This window comes from Streptomyces altiplanensis (assembly GCF_053591575.1).
This window is the reverse complement of the sequence record NZ_JBSFUB010000006.1, coordinates 45,459-67,973: the sequence shown is the minus strand read 5'-3', so window position 1 is coordinate 67,973 and position 22,515 is coordinate 45,459. Positions and strand designations below refer to the sequence as shown.

Genomic DNA, 22,515 nt, shown 5'->3' with positions numbered 1-22,515 from the left:
TTCCCACGAGAGGCAGTTCGTTGAAGAACCTTCTGCGTGCCTTCAAGAGATGTGCCGCCGCAGGCGCAGTGATCCTCGCCGCGATCAGCATCCAGCCCGCCGGCGCGTCCGCGGCCTCCGCGTCGACGCCACCCGTCGTCGGCGGAACCCGCGCGGCCCAGGGCGAGTTCCCGTTCATGGTCCGGCTCTCGATGGGCTGCGGCGGCTCGCTCTACGCCCAGGACATCGTCCTGACCGCCGCCCACTGCGTGAACGGATCCGGCAACAACACCGGCATCACCGCCACCGCAGGCGTTGTCGACCTGCGCAGCACCAGCGCCATCAAGGTCAAGTCCACCAAGGTCCTCCAGGCCCCCGGCTACAACGGCAAGGGCAAGGACTGGGCACTGATCAAGCTCGCCAGGCCGATCAGCCTGCCGACCCTGAACATCGCCACCACGACCGCGTACAACCAGGGCACGTTCGACATCGCCGGATGGGGCGCGGCCGTCGAGAACGGCGGCCAGCAGCGCTACCTCCTGAAGGCGAAGGTGCCGTTCGTCGACGACGCCACCTGCCGGGGGGCGTACGGGAACGACCTCGTGCCCGCCGAGGAACTGTGCGCCGGCTTCGTCGACGAGGGCGGCACCGACACCTGCCAGGGCGACTCCGGCGGCCCCATGTTCCGCAAGGACAATGCCGGAGCGTGGATCCAGGTCGGCATAGTCAGCTGGGGCACCGGCTGCGCCCGGCCGGACTACCCGGGCGTGTACACCGAGGTCTCCACCTTCGCCGCCGACATCAAGAAGGCCGCGGCCACGCTGTGACGTAGAGCGTGGACACCCGGCGTGAGCGGGGAGGGGCGGGTGCCGGACGCGTCGGTCCAACACCCGCCCCTCCTCTGCCCGTAGGCGCTCCCGTCCCTCACGGCGCACGCCGACGTGCACACCGTGCCGTCGGGCGACAGGAGGGCGGGCGTGCACGCACCAACCCCCGGGCCGGGCCGCAGGACCGTGGTGGCCGCCACCGCCACCGCCACCGCGGCCACCGCCGCCGCCGCACCGGCCGGCGCGGGCCCGGTCCGCACCGGCCCCTCCGCAGCCCCGGCGGCGAAGGGCGGGGCCGGGCCGCGCTCCCGCGAACCGGAGGCGCGCGCCGCTCCCGCTTCCCGCGCATCGTGCCGTACACCGACCGCGGCACCGGCGCACGGCTGTACGGGCAGAAGGACCCGGTCGCCACGGCGCTGGCCGGCGGGGCCGCCAGGGCGTTCCGCTCCCGTCAGGCGAACTCCGGAGCCTGCTCCCCGGCGCCCTCCAGCTCCAGCACCCACACCTCGTTCGCACCCTCACACAGCACGGGCCCGGGAACGTACAGAGCGTCCTGGGGCCCCGCCGCCCAGTACCGGCCCAGACAGAAGCCGTTCACCCACACGAAGCCCCGCTCCCAGCCCGGCAGCCGCAGCGACGCGTCACCCGCACCCCGGACCTCGAACGTCCCCCGGAACAGCCCCGGCGCGCCCGTCCCCGCTTCCGGGGAACGGTACGGAACCTTCCCGAGCGCGTCCGCGTCCTCGAACGCGTCCAGGGAGAGCCCCCGCGCCCGTACACCGTGCAGATACTGCCGTTCGTGCAGTACGCCGCCCGTGATGCCCTTCGGCTCGGCGAAAAGCGGCCCGTAGTTGATCCGCCCCAGCGACTCCACCCACAGCTCCACCGCGGCCGGCCCGGCCACGGGCCGGTCCAGCGCCGCGTAATCGCCCGCCCCGCCGCCCAGCACACCGGCCCGCACCCCGTCGACGTACACCACGGCCCGGTCCCGCAGCCCCGTCACGCCCAGCGGGTACGCCTGCCGGGGCCCCGGCACGTCCACCCGGTAGCGGACCAGCCCCCGGTCCACCCCCAGCTCCTCGAACGTCGGCGGCACCGCGCGCTCCGTCTCCGCGCCCCCGAGCACCTCCAGCACGTCGCCGAGCGGCGCCCACCCCGTGAGCTCCGCCCGGACCGGCGCACCCAGCGCGGCAGGCGCGGCCGGCACGTCGGGCAAGGGCGCCCCGCCGTCCCGGTACGACGCCAGAACGTCCCGGAACAGCCAGAACTTCTCCGTCGGACGGCCGTACTCGTCAATGGGCGCGTCGTAGTCGTACGACGTCACCGTCGGCCGCAGCTCCCCGTCGTGGAGCTGCCCGGAACGGTTCGCCCCCGACCAGCCCGCGAAGTTCGTGCCCCCGTGCGCCATGTAGACATTGACCGAGGCGCCGCACTCCAGAACCTCCTTCAGCGCCGCCGCCGCGTCGGCGGGATCCCGTACGACATGCTCCGCGCCCCAGTGGTCGAACCAGCCGCACCAGAACTCCATGCACATCAAGGGGCCCGAGGGCTGATACCGCCGCAGGACTTCGAAGCCCTCGCGCGCCCCCGACCCGAAGTTCACCGTCGCCAACACCCCGGGCACGGAGCCGCCCGTCAGCATGTGCTCCTCGGGCCCGTCCGAAGTGAACAGCGGCACCGTCACACCGCATCCCCGCAGGAACTCCGCCAGATGCCGCAGGTACACCCGGTCCGAGCCGTAACTGCCGTACTCGTTCTCGACCTGCACCATGATCACCGGGCCGCCCCGGCCGGCCTGCCGCTCCACCACCTGCGGCAGCAGCCGCCCGAACCACCGCTCCACGTGTCCCAGGTACTCCGCGTCGCGCGTGCGCACCCGCGTCCCCAGCGCACCCGTCAGCCAGTGCGGCAGCCCGCCGTTCTCCCACTCGGCACAGATGTACGGCCCCGGGCGCACGATCGCCCACAGCCCCGCCTCCCGCGCCGCGTCCAGGAACCGGCCCAGCGCCCCCGCGTCCCGCAGCCGCCCGGGCTCCGGCTCGTGCAGGTTCCACGGAACGTACGTCTCGACACAGTTGAGCCCCATGGCACGCAGCATCGCCAGCCGGTGCCCCCACTGCCCCTCGTGCACCCGGAAGTAGTGCAGAGCCCCCGACAGCAGCCGCACCGGCCGCCCGTCCAGCTCGAAATCCGTCTCACCCACCGTGAAGTCAGCCACGGTCCCCGCCTCTCGCTCCACTGTCCGCGCCCCAGCCTCACCCCCTGGCGGCGGAACGGTCCATGGACAAAGATCGGCGCTGATTGGACACAACGGAACGCCACCCGGGCAGGCGGGGAGGAAGCGAAGCGGATGTACCACACCTGGATGCGCTATTTCACCCCCAGCCCCACCCACCACAAGCTCGGACTGGTCTGCCTCGGAGTCGGCCTGCAGCACGGCACACTGCCCACCGTCGGCCCCCGCACCCTCGACCACCACGTCGCCGTCGTCGTCAACGCGGGCAGCGGCTGGTACCGCGGCCCCGACGGGCGGCGCGCCACCGTCACCGCCCCCGCCCTGATCTGGCTCGTACCCGGCGTTCCGCACCACTACGGGCCCGACCCGGCCACCGGCTGGGACGAAAGCTTCGTCGACTTCACCGGGCCCGCCACCACGACGTACACCGAGCTCGGTTACATCGAGCCCGACCGCCCCGTCGTCCCCCTCGCCGACACCGCGGCCGCCCGCGCCGCCGTCGGCCGCATCGCGCGCGCCGCACGCCGCGGAAACCCCCTCCTGGAAGTCGAGACCGGCGCCGCCGTCCACGAACTCCTCGTCGCCCTGCGCCGCGCCCGCGCCGACGTCGGAGCCGACGCAGACCCCGTGCTCCAGTCCCTGGCCCGCGACGCCTTCCAGCCCCTGACCGTCGCCGAACACGCCTCCCGCCACGGCATGACCCCCGCCGAACTGCGCGCCGCGGTACGCCGCAGCGCCGGATGCAGCCCCAAGGACTACCTCCTCGGCATCCGCCTCGGCCGCGCCAAGGAACTCCTCGCCGCCACCGAGCTCCCCGTGGCCGCCGTCGCCCGCCGTGTCGGCTACGACGACCCCGCCTACTTCTCCCGCCTCTTCACCCGCCGCGTCGGCATGGCCCCCGTCCGCTTCCGCGCCCAGCAGGGACGCGCCGTCCACGGCGGCTGGAGCCACCGGATCCCAGATCCCGAACACCCGCCGACCATCGCGACCCGGCCGACGTAAGCTCCCTGACCATGACCTCCAGCGAAACCGACGAGTCCGTCGTCGCCGAACTGAACCGGCTGCGCGACAGCATCGACAACATCGACGCCGCCGTCGTCCACATGCTCGCCGAGCGCTTCAAATGCACCCAGCAGGTCGGTCACCTCAAGGCCCAGCACCAGCTCCCGCCCGCCGATCCGGCCCGCGAGGCCAGCCAGATCAGCCGCCTGCGCGAACTCGCGGAGAAGGCCAAACTGGACCCGGCCTTCGCCGAGAAGCTGCTGAACTTCATCATCGCGGAGGTCATCCGCCACCACGAGACCATCGCGAAGTCCTAGCCACGGGTACAAGGCGCGGGCACAAGGCGCGGACACGCGGCACGGACACCTCCCGCACTCCGCCCCGCCCCCGCCCCCGCCCCCGGCACCGCGCAGCGCCGGGCCGCACGGCCGCCGGAACCGCTGGAAGCGACCGGCCGGCATACGGGCGGCGTACAGCCGGAGCAGGGCCGGTGTACCGCCGCCCGCTGTGCCGCCCCCGCGCCATCGGGCAGCATGTCCCCATGTCCGTACTGACGCGCGACGAAGCGCAGACCCGAGCCCAGCTCCTCGACGTCCACCGGTACACGATCGACCTCGATCTGACCCGCGGCGAAGACACCTTCGACTCCCGCACCGTCATCCACTTCACCGCGCACACCGCCGGGGACACCTTCGTCGAGGTCAAGCCCGCCACCCTGCGCACCGCCACCCTCGACGGACAGCCCCTCGACCCCGAAACGCTCGACGGAAACCGCCTCCCCCTCACCGGCCTCGCCCCCGGAGACCACGAGCTGCGCATCGACGCCGCCATGCGCTACTCCCGCACCGGCGAAGGCATGCACCGCTTCACCGACCCCACCGACGGCGAAACGTACGTCTACACCCAGCTCTTCATGGACGACGTCCAGCGCGTCTTCGCCGCCTTCGACCAGCCCGACCTCAAAGCCGTCTTCGCCCTCACCGTCACCGCCCCCGGCAACTGGACCGTCCTCGGCAACGGCATCGCCGAACACCGGGGCGCGGGCCGCTGGACCATCGCCCCCACCCCCCTCATCTCCACCTACCTCGTCGCCGTCGCCGCGGGCCCCTGGCACTCCGTACGCACCCACCACGCCGGCCTGCCCTTCGGCATCCACTGCCGCCGCTCCCTCGCGTCGCACCTGAACGCCGACGCCGAGGAGATCTTCGACATCACCCGCGCCTGCTACGACCGCTACCACGAGAAGTTCGAAGAGCCCTACCCCTTCGACTCCTACGACCAGGCGTTCGTCCCCGAATTCAACGCCGGCGCCATGGAGAACCCCGGCCTCGTCACCTTCCGCGACGAGTTCGTCTACCGCTCCGCCGTCACCGACACCGAACGCCAGACCCGCGCCATGGTCATCGCCCACGAAATGGCCCACATGTGGTTCGGCGACCTCGTCACCCTCCAGTGGTGGGACGACATCTGGCTCAACGAGTCCTTCGCCGAGTACATGGGCTACCAGACCCTCACCGAGGCCACCCGCTTCACCGACACCTGGACCGACTTCGCCGTCGCCCGCAAGGGCTGGGGATACGACGCCGACCAGCGCCCCTCCACCCACCCCGTCGCCCCCGACCCGGACGCCGTCCCCGACACCGCGTCCGCCCTGCTCAACTTCGACGGCATCTCCTACGCCAAGGGCGCCTCCGCCCTGCGCCAGCTCGTCGCCTGGCTCGGCGAGAAGGACTTCCTGACCGGCATCAACACCCACTTCGCCCGCCACAAGTTCGCCAACGCCACCCTCGCCGACTTCATCGACAACCTCGCCTCCGCCACCGACCGCGACGTCCACGCCTGGGCCGGACAGTGGCTCCGTACGACCGGGGCCGACACCCTCACACCACGGACCGCCGAGGCCGGGGGCCACTGGCACCTGAGCGTCGACCAGGACGGCAGCCGCCCCCACCGCATCGCCGTCGGCACCTACGACCACGACCTGGTCGACAGCCGGAGCCTCGTCCTGCGCGAGCGGTTCGAGATCGACGTGCCCCAGGGCGAGTCCGTGACCGTACGGGCCGGCCGCCGCCCCGCCCTCGTCGTCCTCAACGACGGCGACCTCACCTACGCCAAGATCCGCCTCGACAAGGAGTCCGAGGAGAGCGCGCTGCGCACCCTCTCCGGCATCCCGGACCCCCTCACCCGCGCCGTCGTGTGGAACTGCCTGCGCGACATGGTCCGCGACGGCGAACTCGAACCCGTCACCCACCTGGAGACGGCCCGCGCCCACCTCCCGGACGAAACCGACCTCGCCGTCGTCCAGGGCGTACTCGCCTTCGCCGCCACCCACATCACCGACCGCTACCTCTCCCCGGCCGCCCGCCCCACCGGCCTCGCCACCCTCACCTCCCTCTGCCGCGACCTCATCCGCCGCACCGAGGACGGCACCAGCCCGGACCTGCGCCTCACCGCCGTACGCCACTTCATCGACGCCGCCACCCAGCCCGACGGCATCCAGGACTGGCTCCACGGCGGCAGCGTCCCCGGCGGCCCCGAACTCGACCCCGCCCTGCGCTGGCGCATCCTGCGCCGCCTCGCCGTACTCGGCGCCACCGACGAGACCGCCATCGCCGCCGAACTCGACCGCGACCCCAGCGCCACCGGCCAGGAAGGTGCCGCCCGCTGCCTCGCCGCCCTCCCCACCCCCGAGGCCAAAGCCGCCGCCTGGACCCGCATGTTCGAGGACGACACCCTCTCCAACTACCTCTTCACCGCCACCGCCCAAGGCTTCTGGCAACCCGAACAGGCCGCCCTCGTACGCGACTACGTCCCCCGCTACTACCGCGACGCCAAAGCCGTCGCCGACCGCCGCGGCCCCGCCATCGCCGAAGCCGCGGGACGCCACGCCTTCCCCCACTTCGCCGTCGACACGGACTCCCTGCGCCTCGGCGAGGACTTCCTGCGCGACACCGAGATGATCCCGGCCCTGCGCCGCAAACTCGTCGACCAGCTCGACGACCTGCGCCGCGCCATCGCGGTACGGGAAAGCTGACCCACCGGGCCCGGTCCGGCGCAACGCCACTGACCACCACCGCCCAGCACCACCGGACCGGGCCCCATACCAGCTGCACGCGGCGAACTCTCCTCTCCCACGCGGCAGTACCACTTTCGGGTTGAGATCGTTGAGCACTCCGGACGCACCGGCTCATGCCTGTACACGCTGGTGTGCCAGCCCAGCGCACCCGAAGGACCACGCATGAGTACGCCGCCCCCCGGCACCCCCCTCCCGCCCCTCGCCGGCGGCACAGGAGGACCCGCCGCCCTGCGGCCCCTGCTCGACACCGTCCTCGACGCCCTCCACCAGGGCGCCCTCGCCCGCGGCGGACCGCTCCCCGCAGGCGGCCCCGGCCCCGTCACCGAACGGCTCCTCGACGCCGTCGGACCCGCGCTGCCCGCCACCGGCACCGGAGCCGAAGAAGCCCTCCGCACCCTCGTCCGCGCCCTCGCCGAAGGCGCCGCCGACCCCGCCGACCCCCGGTGCGCCGCCCACCTGCACTGCCCGCCGCTCGCCGTCGCCACCGCGGCCGATCTCGCCGCGTCCGCACTCAACCCGTCCATGGACTCCTGGGACCAGGCGCCCGCCGCCTCCGCCCTGGAAACCCACATCGCCCGTGCGCTCGCCGCCGAGGTCTACCCCCAGGCACCCGCACCCGACGCCCTCCTCACCACCGGCGGCACCGAATCCAACCAGCTCGCCCTCCTCATCGCCCGCGAACGCCACGGCCCCGTACAACTCGTCTGCGGCGCCAACGCCCACCACTCACTGCCCCGCGCCGCCTGGCTCCTCGGCCTCCCCGAACCGGTGACCGTCCCCGCCCCCACCGGCGTCATCGACCCCGCCGCACTCGACGAAGCCCTCACCGACCTCCACCACCCCCTCCTCGTCGCCGCCACCGCGGGCACCACCGACACCGGCAGCATCGACCCCCTCACCGACATCGCCGACCTCTGCGCACGCCACCACGCCGAACTCCACATCGACGCCGCATACGGCGGCCCACTGCTCTTCAGCGACGTACACAGAACCCGCCTCGACGGCCTCTCCCGCGCCCGCACCGTCACCCTCGACCTGCACAAACTCGGCTGGCAACCCGTCGCCGCGGGACTCCTCGCCGTCCCCGACGCCACCACCCCGGCCCCCCTCGGCCACCAGGCCGACTACCTCAACGCCGACGACGACACCGAAGCCGGCCTCCCCGACCTCCTCGGCCGCTCCCTGCGTACGACCCGGCGCCCCGACATCCTCAAAATCGCCGTCACCCTCCGCGCCCTCGGCCGCCGAGGACTCGCCGACCTCGTCGACCGCACCTGCGCCGCCGCCCAGCACCTCGCCGACCTCATCGAGAACACCCCCGGCCTCGAACTCCACGACCGCCCCACCATCAGCACCGTGCTCTTCCGCCCCACCCGCGCCACCGACGACGACATCGCCGCCCTCCGCCGCACCCTCCTCACCGAAGGCCGCGCGGTCCTCGGCCGCGCCCGCGCCGACGACCGCCTCTGGCTCAAAGCCACCCTCCTCAACCCCCACACCACCCGCAGCGACCTCGAAGCCCTCCTCTCGCTCCTCTCGTCCCTGTCACTCCCGGAAGGCAGCACCCACCGATGACCGCCGCCCCCCCGCCCCACGAACCCGACCAGCCCCACGACCTGGTCGGCATCGGCATCGGCCCGTTCAACCTCTCCCTGGCCGCCCTCGCCGACGGCGTGCACGGCGGCCTCACCACCGCCTTCTACGAACAACGCCCCGCCTTCCACTGGCACCCCGGCCTCCTCATCGAAGGCGCCACCCTCCAAGTCCCCTTCCTCGCCGACCTCGTCACCCTCGCCGACCCCGCCAGCCCCTGGTCCTTCCTCAACTACCTGCGCACCCGCGACCGGCTCTTCCCCTTCTACTTCGCCGAGCGCTTCCACATCCAACGCGCCGAATACGACGCCTACTGCCGCTGGGTCAGCACCAACCTCCCCGGACTCCACTTCAGCCACCAGGTCGACGCCGTCCGCTGGAACGCCGAACGCGAAGCCTTCGAAATCGCCTTCACCCAACTCGACACCACCGGCGAAGCCGAAGCCCTCGGCCGCGCCTACACCCGCAACGTCGCCCTCGGCGTCGGCACCCAGCCCCACGTCCCCGAACCCCTCAGACCACTCGCCGAGGCCCCCGCCGTCCCCGTCATCCACTCCGCCGAATACCTCGACCACCGCGAACGGCTCCTGGCCGCCGAACACATCACCGTCATCGGCTCAGGACAGTCCGGCGCCGAGATCTTCCTCGACCTGCTCCGCGCCCGCCCCGCAGGCCGCGAGAAGATCACCTGGCTGGCCAGGACCGAAGCCTTCGCCCCCATGGAGTACTCGAAGCTCGGCCTGGAGCACTTCACCCCCGACTACAGCCGCTACTTCCACGCCCTCCCCGAGTCCGTACGCGACGCCCTCGGCCCCCGCCAGTGGCAACTCCACAAAGGCATCGACACCGACACCATCGCCGCCATCCACGAAGAGCTCTACCGGCGCAGCCTCCACGGCGGCTGGCCCGACGCGGTCCTCACCCCCGGAGTCTCCGTACGCACCGCCGGCCGCGTCGGCACCACCAAGGTCGAACTCCACCTCGAACACCTCCAGCAGGGCACCCGCTCCCGCCTCACCACCGACGCCGTCGTCCTCGCCACCGGCTACCGCGAACGCCCTCTCGGACGGCTCCTCGCCGGACTCGACCCCTACATCCGCCGCGACGCCGCCGAACGCCCCCGCATCGACGACCAGTTCCGCATCGTCCTCGACCCCGCCGTCACCGGATCCGTCTACGTACAGAACGCCGAACGGCACACCCACGGCGTCGGCGCACCCGACCTCGGCCTCGCCGCATGGCGCAGCGCGACGATCCTCAACTCCCTCACCGGCACCGACCCCTACCCGCTGCCGACGCGCACCGCCTTCACCAGCTTCGGCCTGGAACGCCGTGAGGCACCCAGGATCCCCGCACAGCAGCCGGCCCTCACCCCGCTGTCCCAGGGCCGCTAGAAACACCGGACGGACCGGACCCTCCCGCTGAGCGGGTACGTCCGGCCCGTCCGGCGCCGACGCCCGGGACCGGGGTACGGAGCGGAACCCCGCAGCGCGGACGCGTCCACCGCCCTAGAACACCGGCACACCGTCCCGCGTCAGCTTCCAGCCCACCGACGCGAACTCCGCCGGATCCAGCACACCCTTCACCCGCACCCAGGTGATGATCGTGTTCCGGATCTCCTCCGAATTCGCCCACACCTGCTTCGCGCCCGCGATGTGCGGAAACGCCCCGCCACCACTCGCCCGGTAGTTGTTGACCGCCAGCACGAACTCCGCCGCCGCATCCACCGGCTCACCCTCGAACGCGACATTCACGATCCGGGAACCGGCCGGCTTCGCGATGTCCACCTCGTACGTCAGACCCGACACCACGTCGTAGTTGTAGTCCGGGATGCCCCCCGCGTTCGTCAGCTTCGACGGGTCCACCGCGGCCCCCGCCGCCGTCTGCACGTAGTACCGCGCCGAGAACTCCAGGTATTCCTTCAGCTGCGCACCGGTCAGCACCCGCGCCTCCAGCGTGTTCTCGAACGGGTACAGCCCCGCCGCGTCCTTGATCGTCACCTCGCCCGCCGGCACCTTCGCCGTCCGCGAGAAGCACGACGCCTGCGACAGCACCGGCAGCCCCGCGTACGCCCCGCCCACCAGCGCCGCCCGCACCGTCTCGGTCTGCACATGGTTGATCAGATCGATCAGCGGCTCGTCCTTCCACGCCGCCTCCGCCGTCGTCATCGCGGCCGTCGACGTCCCGATGACCTGGTTGACGTACGCCACGACCTTCTCGTGCTCGTCGCCGAGCAGCTTCACGATCTCCGGGTCCTCCGGGACCGTGTTCGAGTTCAGGACCTGCGCACCGGCCTTCTCGACCGTCCAGCGGCCCTTCGACCACACCAGGTCGAAGTCGAAGAGCGTCAGCCGCTGGCCCCACTTCAGGGGCTCCGACAGGACGACCTTCTCGCCCGTCTCCTTGTTCTCCACGAAGTACTCGGGAATCTCCGTGTGCGCGTGCCCGACGAGGATCGCGTCGATGCCGGGGACCTGCTCGGCGACCAGACCCGCCGCGTTCTCGACGTACGGAAGCTGGTCACCGTACGACGACGTGCCGCTGGAGCCCGAGTGCGCCGACACGATGACGACATCCGCACCCATCGAACGCAGCTTCGGCACCCACTTCGCCGCCTGCTCCTCCAGGCCCGGGAACGTCATCCTCCCCTGCACGTTCGCCTTGTCCCAGATCGCGATACCCGGGTTCGTCAGACCGAGCACCGCCACCCGCACATCACGGCCGTGCGGCGTACGCAGCCTCTTCATGACGTACGGGGGGAACGCCGGACGCAGCGTCTTCGCGTCCAGGGCGTTCGCGCCGAGGAGCGGGAAGTCGCACTGCTCCTCGAACTTCCGCAGCACCGGTATGCCGTAGTTGAACTCGTGGTTCCCGAGAGCGGCCGCGTCGTATCCGATGGCGTTCATCGACTGCGCCATCGGGTGCACAGGACCGCGGGCCGCCGTGATCGGGTCGATCTTGGCGTAGTAGTACGACAGCTGCGTTCCCTGGATGGTGTCGCCCGCGTCGATGAGCAGCGTGTTACGGCGGCCCTTCTCCTCGCGGACCCGGTTCACCAGGGTGGAGATCTTCGCCAGGCCCACGTCGTTGTGCGCCTTGTCGTCGAACTCCCTGTCCGTGAAGTAGTCCCAGTTGAAGACGTTGCCGTGCAGGTCCGTCGTGCCCATCACGGTGAAGGAGTACCGCTTCGGCGCCCGGCCCTTCCCGCGTGCTTCGGCGGCGGTGGCGGGGGCAGGGCCGGCGACGGCCCCGCCGGCCACGGCGACACCGGCTCCTGCGGCGGCCGACCGGCCCAGGAACGTCCTACGGTTCAGCGGCATCTTGTCGTCTCCTCGTTCCGTTGCGCTGTGCGACGCGCGTAGATTCTGGCCCAACCCGTCACACCGGCAACACCCCTTTCACGTTTCGATCTGATGACCACCCGTTGTCACCCCCGGATGCGACAGTGGAAAACGTGACCGACGAACCGAACCCCCCGGCCCCCCACGCCCCGTACGGCACCCCCGAAGCCCCCCGCCTCGCCGTCCAGGGCGAAGCCCGCCTCGAATTCGACCCGGAAATCGCCCGCATCGGCATCACCGTCAACGCCCGCGGTACGGACCGCCGCACCGCGCTCGAAGACCTCACCCGCCGCAACAGCCTCGCCCTCGACCTCGTCAAGTCCTACGGCGACGCCGTCGAGAAGCTCGAAACCGGCGCCTTCTCCGTCAGCCCCGAACTCACCCGGCGCGGCCGCGGCGAACGCGTCCGCGCCTACCACGGAAGCGTCCGCATCACCGCCGCCCTCACCGACTTCACCGCGCTCGGCGAACTCGCCACCCGCCTCGCCGACCTCGAACTCACCCAGGTCGACGGCCCCTGGTGGGCCATGCGCCCCGACTCGCCCGCATACGCCGAAGTGCGCCGCCACGCCGTACGGGAAGCCGTCAAACGCGCCCGCGAATACGCCCAGGCCCTCGACGCCGACCTCGCCGCCCTCGTCGAACTGGCCGACCCCGGCGCCGAAGACGCCCGCCCCGTACCGTCCGCCTTCGCCGGCCGCATGCGCTCCGCCGCACCCGAAACGGCCGAAGACGCCCCCGCTCCCGCCCTCGACCTCGAACCCCGGCGCCAGACCGTCCACGCCCTCGTGCACGCCCGTTTCACCATGACCCCGCCCCGGCTCTGAGGCTCCGGAAAGGCCCTCTTCGTGTGCTCATCGGAGCACCCCCATGCACATTCAACACTTGTCAACAACCTTTCATGCAAAGGTTGTTGAGCAGTCATGCGCGACCAATTGTCTACTGACTGGTAAGCCCTAGGCTCGAACCATGCGCCGAGCCAAAATCGTTTGCACCCTAGGGCCCGCCACCGACACATACGACCAGATCAAGGCACTGGTCGAAGCCGGAATGGACGTCGCCCGCTTCAACCTCAGCCACGGCACCTACGCCGAACACGAAGAGCGTTACCAGCACGTACGCAAAGCCTCCGACGAAACCGGCCGCAGCGTCGGCGTACTCGCCGACCTTCAAGGCCCGAAGATCCGCCTCGGACGCTTCCGCGAAGGCCCCGTACTCCTTGAACGAGGCGACGAGTTCACCATCACCGTCGAACCCATGGAAGGCGACCGCCACACCTGCGGCACCACCTACCAGGGCCTCGCCACCGACGTCAGCGCAGGCGAACGCATCCTCGTCGACGACGGCAAAGTCACCCTCGAAGTCACCGGCGTCGACGGACCCCGCGTCCGCACCCTCGTCATCGAAGGAGGCATGGTCTCCGACCACAAGGGCCTCAACCTCCCCGGCGTCGCCGTCTCCGTACCCGCGCTCTCCGAGAAGGACATCGAAGACCTCCGGTGGGCCCTGCGCACCGGAGCCGACATCGTCGCCCTCTCCTTCGTACGCAGCGGACGCGACATCGAAGACGTCCACCGCGTCATGAAGGAGGAAGGCCGCCGCCTCCCCGTCATCGCCAAAATCGAGAAGCCCCAGGCCGTCGAGAACATCGACGACATCGTCGCCGCCTTCGACGGCATCATGGTGGCCCGCGGCGACCTCGGCGTCGAAATGCCGCTCGAACAGGTCCCGATCGTCCAGAAGCGCGCCATCAAACTCGCCAAGCGCAACGCCAAGCCGGTCATCGTCGCCACCCAGATGCTCGACTCGATGATCGAGAACTCCCGCCCCACCCGCGCCGAAGCCTCCGACGTCGCCAACGCCGTCATCGACGGCACCGACGCCGTCATGCTCTCCGGCGAGACCAGCGTCGGCAAATACCCCATCGAGACGGTCAGGACCATGGGCCGCATCGTCGAAGCCGCAGAGGAGGACATCCTCGCGAAGGGACTCCCGCCGCTCACCGAACGCAACAAACCCCGCACCCAGGGCGGAGCCGTCGCCCGCGCCGCCGCCGACATCGGCGACTTCCTCGGCGCGAAGTTCCTCGTCGCCTTCACCCAGTCCGGCGACACCGTCAAGCGGCTCTCCCGCTACCGCTCGCCCATCCCGCTGCTCGCCTTCACCCCCGACCCGGCGACCCGCTCCCAGCTCAACCTCACCTGGGGTGTCGAAACCTTCCTCGGCCCCCACGTCGACTCCACCGACGCCATGGTCGCCCAGGTCGACGAGTACCTCCTGCGCATCGGCCGCTGCAAGAAGGGCGACGTCGTGATCATCACCGCCGGCTCCCCGCCCGGCGTCGCGGGCTCCACCAACCTCGTCCACGTCCACCACATCGGCGAGAACGGCACCGCCCCGAGCTAGCCGCCGCAAAGGGCCCCTCCGGGGAGGGGCCCTTCCCTGTGCCGCGGTTGCCGCCGGATCAGTGCTTCGGTCCGATGTGCGCGTCCATGAGCGCGACGGACGCGCGCTTGGCGACCGAGATGTTGTAGAGCTTCCCGTGGCGAGTGCAGTGCTTCCACTCGACGCCGAGGCGGTCGAGGGTGTCCGTGTAGAGCTGGCGGATGTCGTCCGAGACGTTGGTGAACCAGTAGCGGGGGTACTCATACCGCTTCCGCTCGCCACCCACCGTCCGTACGGTCCAATTCATGTTCCGGCATCCGTCGGAGTGGATCAGCCCTCGGATGAACTCCCATGGATGGTCGGTCACGACGGCCTGCTGCCACGCTTCGAGCGCGATCGCCCGTTCATGTTTCTTGCCTGGACCGTGCTGAGGGAAAAGGCACGGCCAATGTCGGCTGTAACTGGTGACCGCCACGCAGCCCACCCGCTGGAGGACGTAGACGGAACCTTCGGGACGGACGGCTGTGATGGCTTTCCGGCACAGGTCGATCAGCCCCGGCCAGGCATCGGCGCACGCGATGCGCAGGTAGTAGCCGCCGCGACGATGTGGGCTGATGCAGCCGTCGCCGAGATAGAGGCCCAAGAGGTACGCGTACGCGGCGGTGTCGGCCGGAACCCCTGGTACCGGCAGGCGCCGAGGGCACGGCGCGGCTTGTCCGAGCATGCGTGGCACCGGTTCGATCCGGGTCTGCCACTCACGGATGGCGGACCGGGATATTCCGGTCTGCTTGCTTACGGAGTTGAGGCTGCGGCCTTGGGAGACGAGAGCCAGCGCGTGCCTGCGCGTATCGAGGCCGTACATGATTGCGAGGCTGGCTGGATCTTTGTCGGCTCGCGCCGATTCTGCACTGCGTTCACCAGGGCGAGTGAAGATCGCCAACCCATTGGTGAACCTTGGAATCGAAGGAGAAGTGCCCCGGGTCGGATTCGAACCGACGCTGTCGGTGGTTTGAGCACCGTGTCTCTACCGCTGGACTACCGGGGCTTCCTTCAAAAAGAAGGCTAGCGGAGACCCGCCGTGACTCAAACATACAGGAGCTAGGTAGGCTCAGGAAGCAGCACCTGCCCGGAAACGAGGAGCCCCGTGACCACCCCCGAGTCGCCCCAGCCCGTCGCCGACGACGACAACAAGTCGCACGTCCCGCCGCTGACGACCCGTGTCGTCATCGCCGAGGACGAAGCCCTCATCCGCCTCGACCTCAAAGAGATGCTCGAGGAGGAGGGCTACGCGGTCGTGGGCGAGGCCGGTGACGGGCAGCAGGCCATCGAGCTCGCCCGCGAGCACCGGCCCGACCTCGTCATCCTCGACGTGAAGATGCCCGTCCTCGACGGGATCTCCGCCGCCGAGAAGATCACCGAGGAGTCCATCGCCCCCGTCCTCATGCTGACCGCGTTCTCGCAGCGCGATCTGGTGGAGCGGGCGCGGGACGCCGGGGCGATGGCGTACCTGGTGAAGCCGTTCAGCAAGAGTGACGTGGTACCGGCCATCGAGATGGCGGTGTCGCGGTTCACGGAGCTGAAGGCGCTGGAGAACGAGGTCGCGGACCTCACGCAGCGGCTGGAGACGCGGAAGCTGGTGGACCGGGCGAAGTCGGTGCTGCAGACGCAGTACGGGCTGACGGAGCCGGCCGCGTTCCGGTGGATCCAGAAGACGTCGATGGACCGCCGTCTGTCCATGCAGCAGGTGGCCGAGGCGGTCATTCAGGATGCCGAGGAGAAGAAGGCCGCCAAGGAGCAGTCCTCGTAACTCCGCGGCACCCGCGTGTCGGGGCCCGTACCGCCCACCGGGCGGTGCGGGCCCCTTTCGTGTTCTGTGCGGACCGTCGGTGAGCAGGCCGTTTTCGTCTCCTCCGGCCCTCGGGGCGGTCCGGATTCAAGTCGTCCTGATCTTGTACCGCATGAGGGACATGTCCGCTCACGGGTAAGGAGTGTTCTCTTTCCGGCGCATGACCGAGGTCACAGGGCGATCACACATCCGTTCGTCACCTATGCGGGTGACGTGGAGGCTGAGTAGATTCCCCGCACATCACGCGGTGTTGTGGCGGCGTGTGTGCATGGGGAGTCAACTCCCCCTGTTTTACAAGATCGCTGTGGCTGCCCCAGGGGGTTCGTAGTGCTGAATAAAACTATCGTCAAGGTGGCCATTCCGGTGGTCATCGGCGCGCTGGCGCTGACTGGTTGTGCTGGGGACTCCGAGGCCGGGGACGGCGGCTCGTACAAGATCGCTTTCCAGGGTCCGCTCTCCGGCGACAACACCGCGCTGGGCGAGAACGAGGACAAGGGTGTCCGGCTGGCCATCGACCAGGCGAACGCCAAGGGCGACCTGCCGTTCAAGCTGGAGTACCTGCCGGTCGACGACCAGGGTCTGCCGGAGAAGGCGACCGCCGCCGCCCAGAAGGCCATCGACGACCCGGACGTGATGGCGGTCGTGGGTCCGGCGTTCTCGGGTCCGACGAACTCGGCCGCTCCGCTCTTCGGTGACGCCGGGCTGACCGCGCTGTCGGCGTCGGCCACCAACCCGACCCTGACCGAGCAGGGCTTCAAGACCTTCCTCCGCGGTGTGCCGAACGACAGCGCCCAGGGCGCCGGCATGGCGACGTACTACGCCAAGAAGCTGAAGGCGAAGACGGTCTACCTGGTCGACGACAAGTCGGACTACGGCGTGGGTCTGGCCACCGTCGCCGAGAAGGAACTGAAGGCCGCGGGCGTCAAGGTCATCAAGAAGTCCGTTCCGGCGAAGACCCCGGACTACAGTGCGGCGGCCAAGGAGGTTGTCAACTCCAAGGCGGACGCGCTGATTTACGCGGGTTACTACCAGGACGGCGCGCCGTTCGCGAAGAAGCTGGACGAGGCCGGTTACAAGGGCGCGGCGATCTCCGGTGACGGTACGAACGACGTGAAGTTCATCGAGCTGGCCGGCAAGGCCACCGAGGGCTGGTACCTGACGTGCCCGTGCACCGACGCCAACGTCGAGTCGGCGACCAAGGAATTCACCGCGGAGTACAAGAAGAAGTTCAAGGTGAACCCGGGTACGTACTCGGCCGAGGCGTACGACCTGGCGAACATGATCATCCAGGAGATGAAGAAGCTGGGTGACAAGGTCGACCGCCAGAGCCTCCACCAGGCGCTGCAGAAGGCCACGTACAAGGGTCTGACCAAGGAGTTCTCCTTCGACGACAAGGGTGAACTGAAGATCCAGAACGTGTACCTGTACCAGGTCAAGGACGGCAAGATCGAGTACCAGGGCGCCATCGAGGAGCTGGCCGGAAGCTGATCCGGCACGGGGCCGCGTCCTTCCGGGTGGGGGACGCGGCCCGCTGCTACCCACCGCACACATCTGCTCAGCACGGCCGGGTCCGGTGCCGATCGCATCGGTCGGCCGGTCTGGTACAGCTCCCACAAGGAAGTCAGCTCGATGTCCCTCAATGAGTTCTGGGACTATTTGGTCCTAGGGGTGGTGCTCGGCTCGATCTACGCCGTCATCGCCATCGGTTACACCCTGGTCTACGGCGTGCTCCAGCTGATCAACTTCGCGCACAGCGAGGTCTTCATGCTCGGTGCGTACGGCGGCCTGATATCCCTCACGATCATCGCGCCGGGCGACAGTCCCTCGGCGCTCGCCTCGGTCGGTTACGTGGCGCTCGGTCTCGCGGCGGGCGGGCTCTTCGGAGCCGTCACCGCGTACGGCCTGGAGAAGGTGGCGTACCGGCCGCTGCGCCGGCGCGGCGCGCCACGGCTGATCTTCCTGATCACCGCGATCGGCGCCTCGTTCTTCCTCTACAACCTGGCGGGCAAGCTCTTCGGCCGTGACCCGCTGCCGATGCCCGACGCCTACGAGAACAAGAAGGTCTTCACGCTCTTCGGGGCGGACCTGAACGTCACGCAGCTGCTGCTGCTCGGGGCGGCCGTGGTCATGATGATCGGCCTCGACCTGATGGTGAACCGCACCAAGCTCGGTTCCGGTATCCGCGCGGTGTCGCAGGACGCCGAGGTGGCCGGTCTGATGGGTGTGGACATCGACAAGGTGATCTCGCGGACGTTCGTCATCGGCGGTGTGCTCGGTGGTGCGGCGGGTTACCTGTACGGCACGTTCACGCAGGTCAAGTTCGACATGGGCTTCATCCCGGGCATCACGGCGTTCGCGGCGGCGGTGGTCGGCGGTATCGGCAACATCCGCGGGGCGATGCTCGGCGGGATGATGCTGGGCATCGTGGAGACGCTGACGGTGCCGGTGTTCGGCGGCGAGTGGCGCCACGTGGGCGCGTTCGTCGTACTGATCGGTGTGCTGATGTTCCGGCCGACCGGCATCCTCGGTGAGCGAGTGGGGAGGACGGCATGAGCGCGGATGTGTCGGTGAAGGATCCGGCGGCCAGGGCGGCGCGGCTGCGTCATGTGGCGTGGTACCAGCAGCCCCGGATGAAGCGGCTCGGCGCGATGCTGGCGCTGGGTGTGGTGCTCACGATGATGGTGGGCGAGCAGGGCAACACGCGTGACATCTTCTACTCGCTGGAGACCAGCTTCACGGGTGTGAACCTGTGGGTGTGCGTGGGTCTCGCGGTGGCGATCTGGGCGGTGCGCGAGTTCGCGGGCACGTCCGTGTCGAAGGTGGCGGGCTCGGCGGTGGCGGCCGGGCGCGCGCTGCCGGTGGACCGGGTGCGGACGCTGCTGCGTACCCAGCCGAAGCTGAAGTGGGTGCTGGCGGCGGCGGGGCTGCTGCTGGCGCTGTTCGCCCCGTACAACCTGACGGGCTACTGGCAGACGGTGCTGGTGGACCAGGTGGCGACGTACGCGTTGCTGGCCATCGGGCTGAACGTGGTGATCGGCTGGGCGGGCCTGCTGGACCTGGGGTTCGTGGCGTTCTTCGCGGTGGGTGCGTACAGCGCGGCGTTCTGGACCGGTGCGCTGCCGGTGGATCCGCCGGTGGTGCTGAACAACTTCCTGGTGATTCCGGTCGCGGTGCTCACGTGTCTGATCGCGGGTGTGCTGCTGGGTGCGCCGACGCTGCGGTTGCGCGGTGACTACCTGGCGATCGTGACGCTGGGCTTCCACGAGATCGTGTACATCGTGGCGAAGAACGCGGACGGTTTCACGGGTGGTTCGGCCGGTGCGCGGCAGATTCCGAAGTTCTCGGCGTTCGGGTACGAGTGGAGTCTGGAGCGGATGCCGTACTGGTATCTGCTGGTGACGGTCATCGTCGTTCTGATCATCGTCTTCGTGCGGCTCGAGCACTCGCGGGTGGGCCGGGCGTGGACGGCGATCCGTGAGGACGAGGTGGCTGCTGCCGCCAACGGTGTGGACACGGTGCGGTTCAAGCTGATGGCGTTCGCGATCGGTGCTTCGACGTCGGGTATCGCGGGTGTGGTGTACGCGAGCAAGGTGGGTTACTTCAACCCGGAGAACTTCGTCATCCTGAACTCGATCCTGGTTCTGGCGTACGTGATCTTCGGCGGTATGGGGTCGATCCCGGGTGTGCTGATCGGCGCGGCGATCCTGGTGTGGCTGCCGGAGGTGCTGCGTGACTACGTGGATCCGTCGGACCGGTACATGTACCTGGGTGCGCTGCTGGTGGTCATGATGATCTACCGGCCGCAGGGTGTGTGGCCGTCCAGGCGCCGGCAGCGGGAGCTGAAGCTGGCGGAAGAGGGCTTGGGCGACGCGGATGCGATGTCCGAGCCGGCAGGAGGCAAGGTCTGATGTCCACCGATGTGACACCTGGTGCGGGTGGTTCCGGGGCGGCCGCGGCCGCCGAGGAGGATCTCGTCCTCCGGACGTCGGACGTGACGTTGCGGTTCGGCGGTCTGACCGTGCTCGACAAGGTCGAGATGCAGATGCGGCGGGGTGAGATCCTCGCGGTGATCGGTCCGAACGGTGCGGGCAAGACGTCGTTCTTCAACTCGCTGACGGGGGCGTACACCCCGCAGGAGGGCCGGATCCTCTTCCTGCCGAAGGACGGCGGGGAGAAGTCCCTGCTGGGCAGCAAGCCGCATCTGGTCAACCGGTACGGTCTGGCGCGCACGTTCCAGAACATCCGGCTGTTCGGTGCGCTGACGGCTCTGGAGAACGTGAAGATCGCGGCGGAGACGCGGCTGAAGGCCGGTCCGGTGTCGATCATGCTGGGGCTGCCGAGTGCGCGGAAGGCGGAGCGGGAGAGCGACGAGCGCTCGATCCGGCTGCTGAAGTTCGTGGGGCTCCATGACAAGCTCAACGAGGTGGCGGGGTCGCTGTGTTACGGCGATCAGCGCAGCCTGGAGATCGCGCGGGCGCTGGCCACGGAGCCGCAGGTGCTGCTCCTGGACGAGCCGGCGGCGGGCACCAACCCGACGGAGAAGCTGGAGCTCGAGCGGCTGATCCGGCGCATCAACACCGAACTGGGTGTCAGTGTGCTGCTGATCGAGCACGACATGCGGCTGGTGATGTCGGTGGCGGACCGGGTGATGGTCCTGAACTTCGGCAAGAAGATCGCCGAGGGGACGCCGAGTGAGGTGCAGCAGCATCCGGCGGTGGTGGAGGCGTACCTGGGTACGTCGGCCGCCGACGCGGACGCGGTGCGGAACATCATTGCCGAGCAGCGTTCGGCGCCGGACGAGGAGAGCACTCAGTGAGCACGACGACCGAGCTGCAGAAGGAGTCCGGCGGGCCGGTCGCGGTGCCGCTGCTGGAGCTGCGCGGGCTGCGGGTGGCCTATGGTGCGATCGAGGCCCTGAAGGGGATCGACCTGACGGTCGGTGAGGGCGAGATCGTGGCCCTGCTCGGTGGCAACGGCGCGGGCAAGACGACGACGCTGCGTACGGTGTCGGGGATGCTGACGCCGCGTCAGGGCGAGGTGCGTCTGCGCGGGGAGCGGATCGACGGCATCAAGTCGCACGAGCTGGTCAACTTCGGGATCGGTCATGTGCCCGAGGGGCGCCGGGTGTTCGCGCGGATGAGTGTGCGCGAGAACCTGGAGATGGGCGCGTACCGCTTCAAGGGCGTGGACTCGGCCGACATGGACCGGGTGTACACGCTCTTCCCGCGGCTCGCGGAGCGCAGGAGCCAGCTCGCGGGCACGCTGTCGGGCGGTGAGCAGCAGATGCTGGCGATCGGCCGCGCGCTGATGAGCCGGCCGGAGCTGTTGCTGCTCGACGAGCCGTCGATGGGTCTGGCGCCGTTGATCGTGGAGCAGATCTTCGTGATCATCCGGGAGATCAACGAGCAGGGCACGACGGTGCTGCTGGTGGAGCAGAACGCCACCCAGGCGCTGGGGCTCGCGCAGCGCGGTTATGTGCTGGAGACGGGTTCGGTGGCGGTCTCGGGGCCGGCGCAGGACCTGCTGGCGGACCCGCGGATCCGGGCGGCGTACCTGGGTGAGGGCGCCGCGTGAGGTAGCCGCTGGTGCGGGCGGCCCGTGTCCCGCGGCCGTGCGCCCTGTCGCTCCTGATCACCGCCCCGGCCCCGGCCCGGACGCTCTCCGCGTCCGGGCCGGGGCCGGCGGCGTTGTGGCGCTGCCGCCCCGGCCCGGCGGTCAGCCCTGGGCGCCGTTGCCGCCCATGTCGCGCAGCATGCAGGTCAGGCGGGCCGTGCAGACGCGCTTGTCCTGCTCGTCGGTGATGACGATCTCGTATGTCGCGGTGGAGCGTCCGCGGTGGACGGGGGTGGCCACGCCGGTCACCAGGCCGCTGCGGGCGCCCCGGTGGTGTGTGCAGTTGAGGTCCACGCCGACGGCGAGCTTGGAGGAGCCGCCGTGCAGCATCGAGCCCACGGAGCCGAGGGTCTCGGCGAGTACGGCGGAGGCCCCGCCGTGCAGCAGGCCGTAGGGCTGGGTGTTGCCTTCGACGGGCATGGTGCCGACCACGCGCTCGGCGGACGCCTCGACGATCTGCACGCCCATGCGGGCGCCGAGGTCTCCGGCGGAGAAGAGGGCGGGCAGGTCCACGCCCATCCGGGCGTACTCGTCGATGACCTCTTGCGGGAACTTCACAGTTGTCTGCTCACCCATGGGGCCCGGCTCCGATCGTCGTACGGCGTCCATCGTCCTTA

General features: G+C 69.8%; 18 protein-coding genes and 1 tRNA gene. 14 read left to right on the top strand and 5 right to left on the bottom strand.

The features are described 5' to 3' along the window. Positions 1 to 20: 20 nt before the first annotated feature. Positions 21 to 806: a S1 family peptidase gene (locus tag ACWD0Y_RS04290; RefSeq protein ID WP_450258945.1), complete on the top strand. Its 786-nt coding sequence runs from the start codon at positions 21 to 23 to the stop codon at positions 804 to 806. Between the two features lie 451 nt (positions 807 to 1,257). Here ACWD0Y_RS04290 and ACWD0Y_RS04285 read toward each other — a convergent pair whose 3' ends face one another. After that, a complete protein-coding gene (locus ACWD0Y_RS04285; RefSeq protein ID WP_450258944.1) occupies positions 1,258 to 3,024 on the bottom strand; it encodes a glycoside hydrolase family 35 protein in 1,767 nt (588 codons plus the stop codon). A gap of 132 nt (positions 3,025 to 3,156) precedes the next feature. Between ACWD0Y_RS04285 and ACWD0Y_RS04280 the strand changes: the two genes are divergently transcribed. From ACWD0Y_RS04280 to ACWD0Y_RS04260, 5 genes are all read left to right on the top strand, one after another. Next, positions 3,157 to 4,044 carry a helix-turn-helix domain-containing protein gene (locus tag ACWD0Y_RS04280; RefSeq protein WP_450258943.1) on the top strand — a complete coding sequence of 296 codons (888 nt, stop codon included), beginning with the start codon at positions 3,157 to 3,159 and terminating at the stop codon, positions 4,042 to 4,044. 11 nt (positions 4,045 to 4,055) lie between these two features. Continuing rightward, complete coding sequence (locus ACWD0Y_RS04275) at positions 4,056 to 4,361, top strand: chorismate mutase (RefSeq protein ID WP_450258942.1); 306 nt, start codon at positions 4,056 to 4,058, stop codon at positions 4,359 to 4,361. A 224-nt stretch (positions 4,362 to 4,585) separates the two neighbouring features. Continuing rightward, on the top strand, positions 4,586 to 7,078 hold the full coding sequence (gene pepN, locus ACWD0Y_RS04270; RefSeq protein ID WP_450258941.1) for an aminopeptidase N: 2,493 nt from the start codon (positions 4,586 to 4,588) through the stop codon (positions 7,076 to 7,078). Between the two features lie 204 nt (positions 7,079 to 7,282). Beyond that, positions 7,283 to 8,695: a pyridoxal phosphate-dependent decarboxylase family protein gene (locus ACWD0Y_RS04265; RefSeq protein WP_450258940.1), complete on the top strand. Its 1,413-nt coding sequence runs from the start codon at positions 7,283 to 7,285 to the stop codon at positions 8,693 to 8,695. Continuing rightward, the gene (locus ACWD0Y_RS04260) at positions 8,692 to 10,107 is read left to right on the top strand and encodes a lysine N(6)-hydroxylase/L-ornithine N(5)-oxygenase family protein (RefSeq protein ID WP_450258939.1); all 1,416 of its coding nucleotides are present in this window, start codon (positions 8,692 to 8,694) and stop codon (positions 10,105 to 10,107) included. The genes ACWD0Y_RS04265 and ACWD0Y_RS04260 overlap by 4 nt, the downstream gene beginning before the upstream one ends. Before the next feature lie 114 nt (positions 10,108 to 10,221). On the opposite strand, the gene ACWD0Y_RS04255 is transcribed toward ACWD0Y_RS04260, so the two are convergent. Further along, the gene (locus ACWD0Y_RS04255) at positions 10,222 to 12,033 is read right to left on the bottom strand and encodes a bifunctional metallophosphatase/5'-nucleotidase (RefSeq protein ID WP_450258938.1); all 1,812 of its coding nucleotides are present in this window, start codon (positions 12,031 to 12,033) and stop codon (positions 10,222 to 10,224) included. Between the two features lie 125 nt (positions 12,034 to 12,158). On the opposite strand from ACWD0Y_RS04255, the gene ACWD0Y_RS04250 reads away from it, so the two are divergent. After that, positions 12,159 to 12,881: an SIMPL domain-containing protein gene (locus tag ACWD0Y_RS04250; RefSeq protein ID WP_450258937.1), complete on the top strand. Its 723-nt coding sequence runs from the start codon at positions 12,159 to 12,161 to the stop codon at positions 12,879 to 12,881. A 142-nt stretch (positions 12,882 to 13,023) separates the two neighbouring features. Next, positions 13,024 to 14,460, top strand: a complete 1,437-nt coding sequence (pyk, locus tag ACWD0Y_RS04245; protein ID WP_450258936.1) for a pyruvate kinase — start codon at positions 13,024 to 13,026, stop codon at positions 14,458 to 14,460. A gap of 58 nt (positions 14,461 to 14,518) precedes the next feature. Here pyk and ACWD0Y_RS04240 read toward each other — a convergent pair whose 3' ends face one another. Both ACWD0Y_RS04240 and ACWD0Y_RS04235 read right to left on the bottom strand, forming a co-directional pair. Beyond that, the gene (locus tag ACWD0Y_RS04240) at positions 14,519 to 15,301 is read right to left on the bottom strand and encodes a transcriptional regulator (RefSeq protein ID WP_450259016.1); all 783 of its coding nucleotides are present in this window, start codon (positions 15,299 to 15,301) and stop codon (positions 14,519 to 14,521) included. Positions 15,302 to 15,411: 110 nt separating this feature from the next. Continuing rightward, positions 15,412 to 15,484: transfer RNA gene (locus tag ACWD0Y_RS04235), tRNA-Leu, on the bottom strand. A gap of 99 nt (positions 15,485 to 15,583) precedes the next feature. Here ACWD0Y_RS04235 and ACWD0Y_RS04230 point away from each other — a divergent pair. The 6 genes from ACWD0Y_RS04230 (at position 15,584) to ACWD0Y_RS04205 (ending at position 21,859) form a co-directional block, all read left to right on the top strand. Next, positions 15,584 to 16,246, top strand: coding sequence for an ANTAR domain-containing response regulator (locus ACWD0Y_RS04230; protein ID WP_093801344.1), 663 nt, complete (start codon positions 15,584 to 15,586; stop codon positions 16,244 to 16,246). Positions 16,247 to 16,612: 366 nt separating this feature from the next. Beyond that, complete coding sequence (locus ACWD0Y_RS04225; RefSeq protein ID WP_450258935.1) at positions 16,613 to 17,773, top strand: branched-chain amino acid ABC transporter substrate-binding protein; 1,161 nt, start codon at positions 16,613 to 16,615, stop codon at positions 17,771 to 17,773. A 141-nt stretch (positions 17,774 to 17,914) separates the two neighbouring features. Then, the gene (locus tag ACWD0Y_RS04220; RefSeq protein ID WP_093801346.1) at positions 17,915 to 18,838 is read left to right on the top strand and encodes a branched-chain amino acid ABC transporter permease; all 924 of its coding nucleotides are present in this window, start codon (positions 17,915 to 17,917) and stop codon (positions 18,836 to 18,838) included. After that, entirely contained in the window at positions 18,835 to 20,193 is a 1,359-nt protein-coding gene (locus ACWD0Y_RS04215; protein WP_450258934.1) for a branched-chain amino acid ABC transporter permease, read from the top strand. Before ACWD0Y_RS04220 ends, ACWD0Y_RS04215 begins: the two co-directional genes overlap by 4 nt. Beyond that, positions 20,193 to 21,101, top strand: coding sequence for an ABC transporter ATP-binding protein (locus tag ACWD0Y_RS04210; RefSeq protein WP_093801348.1), 909 nt, complete (start codon positions 20,193 to 20,195; stop codon positions 21,099 to 21,101). Before ACWD0Y_RS04215 ends, ACWD0Y_RS04210 begins: the two co-directional genes overlap by 1 nt. Continuing rightward, entirely contained in the window at positions 21,098 to 21,859 is a 762-nt protein-coding gene (locus ACWD0Y_RS04205; RefSeq protein WP_450258933.1) for an ABC transporter ATP-binding protein, read from the top strand. The genes ACWD0Y_RS04210 and ACWD0Y_RS04205 overlap by 4 nt, the downstream gene beginning before the upstream one ends. Before the next feature lie 141 nt (positions 21,860 to 22,000). On the opposite strand, the gene ACWD0Y_RS04200 is transcribed toward ACWD0Y_RS04205, so the two are convergent. Next, complete coding sequence (locus ACWD0Y_RS04200) at positions 22,001 to 22,474, bottom strand: PaaI family thioesterase (RefSeq protein WP_450258932.1); 474 nt, start codon at positions 22,472 to 22,474, stop codon at positions 22,001 to 22,003. Positions 22,475 to 22,515 lie beyond the last annotated feature (41 nt).

Coding starts and splice junctions, on each gene's coding strand:
- pepN (WP_450258941.1), top strand. CDS start 4,586: ATGTCCGTACTGACGCGCGACGAAGCGCAGACCCGAGCCCAGCTCCTC.
- ACWD0Y_RS04220 (WP_093801346.1), top strand. CDS start 17,915: ATGTCCCTCAATGAGTTCTGGGACTATTTGGTCCTAGGGGTGGTGCTC.
- ACWD0Y_RS04255 (WP_450258938.1), bottom strand. CDS start 12,033: ATGCCGCTGAACCGTAGGACGTTCCTGGGCCGGTCGGCCGCCGCAGGA.
- pyk (WP_450258936.1), top strand. CDS start 13,024: ATGCGCCGAGCCAAAATCGTTTGCACCCTAGGGCCCGCCACCGACACA.
- ACWD0Y_RS04265 (WP_450258940.1), top strand. CDS start 7,283: ATGAGTACGCCGCCCCCCGGCACCCCCCTCCCGCCCCTCGCCGGCGGC.
- ACWD0Y_RS04240 (WP_450259016.1), bottom strand. CDS start 15,301: ATGTACGGCCTCGATACGCGCAGGCACGCGCTGGCTCTCGTCTCCCAA.
- ACWD0Y_RS04215 (WP_450258934.1), top strand. CDS start 18,835: ATGAGCGCGGATGTGTCGGTGAAGGATCCGGCGGCCAGGGCGGCGCGG.
- ACWD0Y_RS04275 (WP_450258942.1), top strand. CDS start 4,056: ATGACCTCCAGCGAAACCGACGAGTCCGTCGTCGCCGAACTGAACCGG.
- ACWD0Y_RS04280 (WP_450258943.1), top strand. CDS start 3,157: ATGTACCACACCTGGATGCGCTATTTCACCCCCAGCCCCACCCACCAC.
- ACWD0Y_RS04210 (WP_093801348.1), top strand. CDS start 20,193: ATGTCCACCGATGTGACACCTGGTGCGGGTGGTTCCGGGGCGGCCGCG.
- ACWD0Y_RS04260 (WP_450258939.1), top strand. CDS start 8,692: ATGACCGCCGCCCCCCCGCCCCACGAACCCGACCAGCCCCACGACCTG.
- ACWD0Y_RS04200 (WP_450258932.1), bottom strand. CDS start 22,474: ATGGGTGAGCAGACAACTGTGAAGTTCCCGCAAGAGGTCATCGACGAG.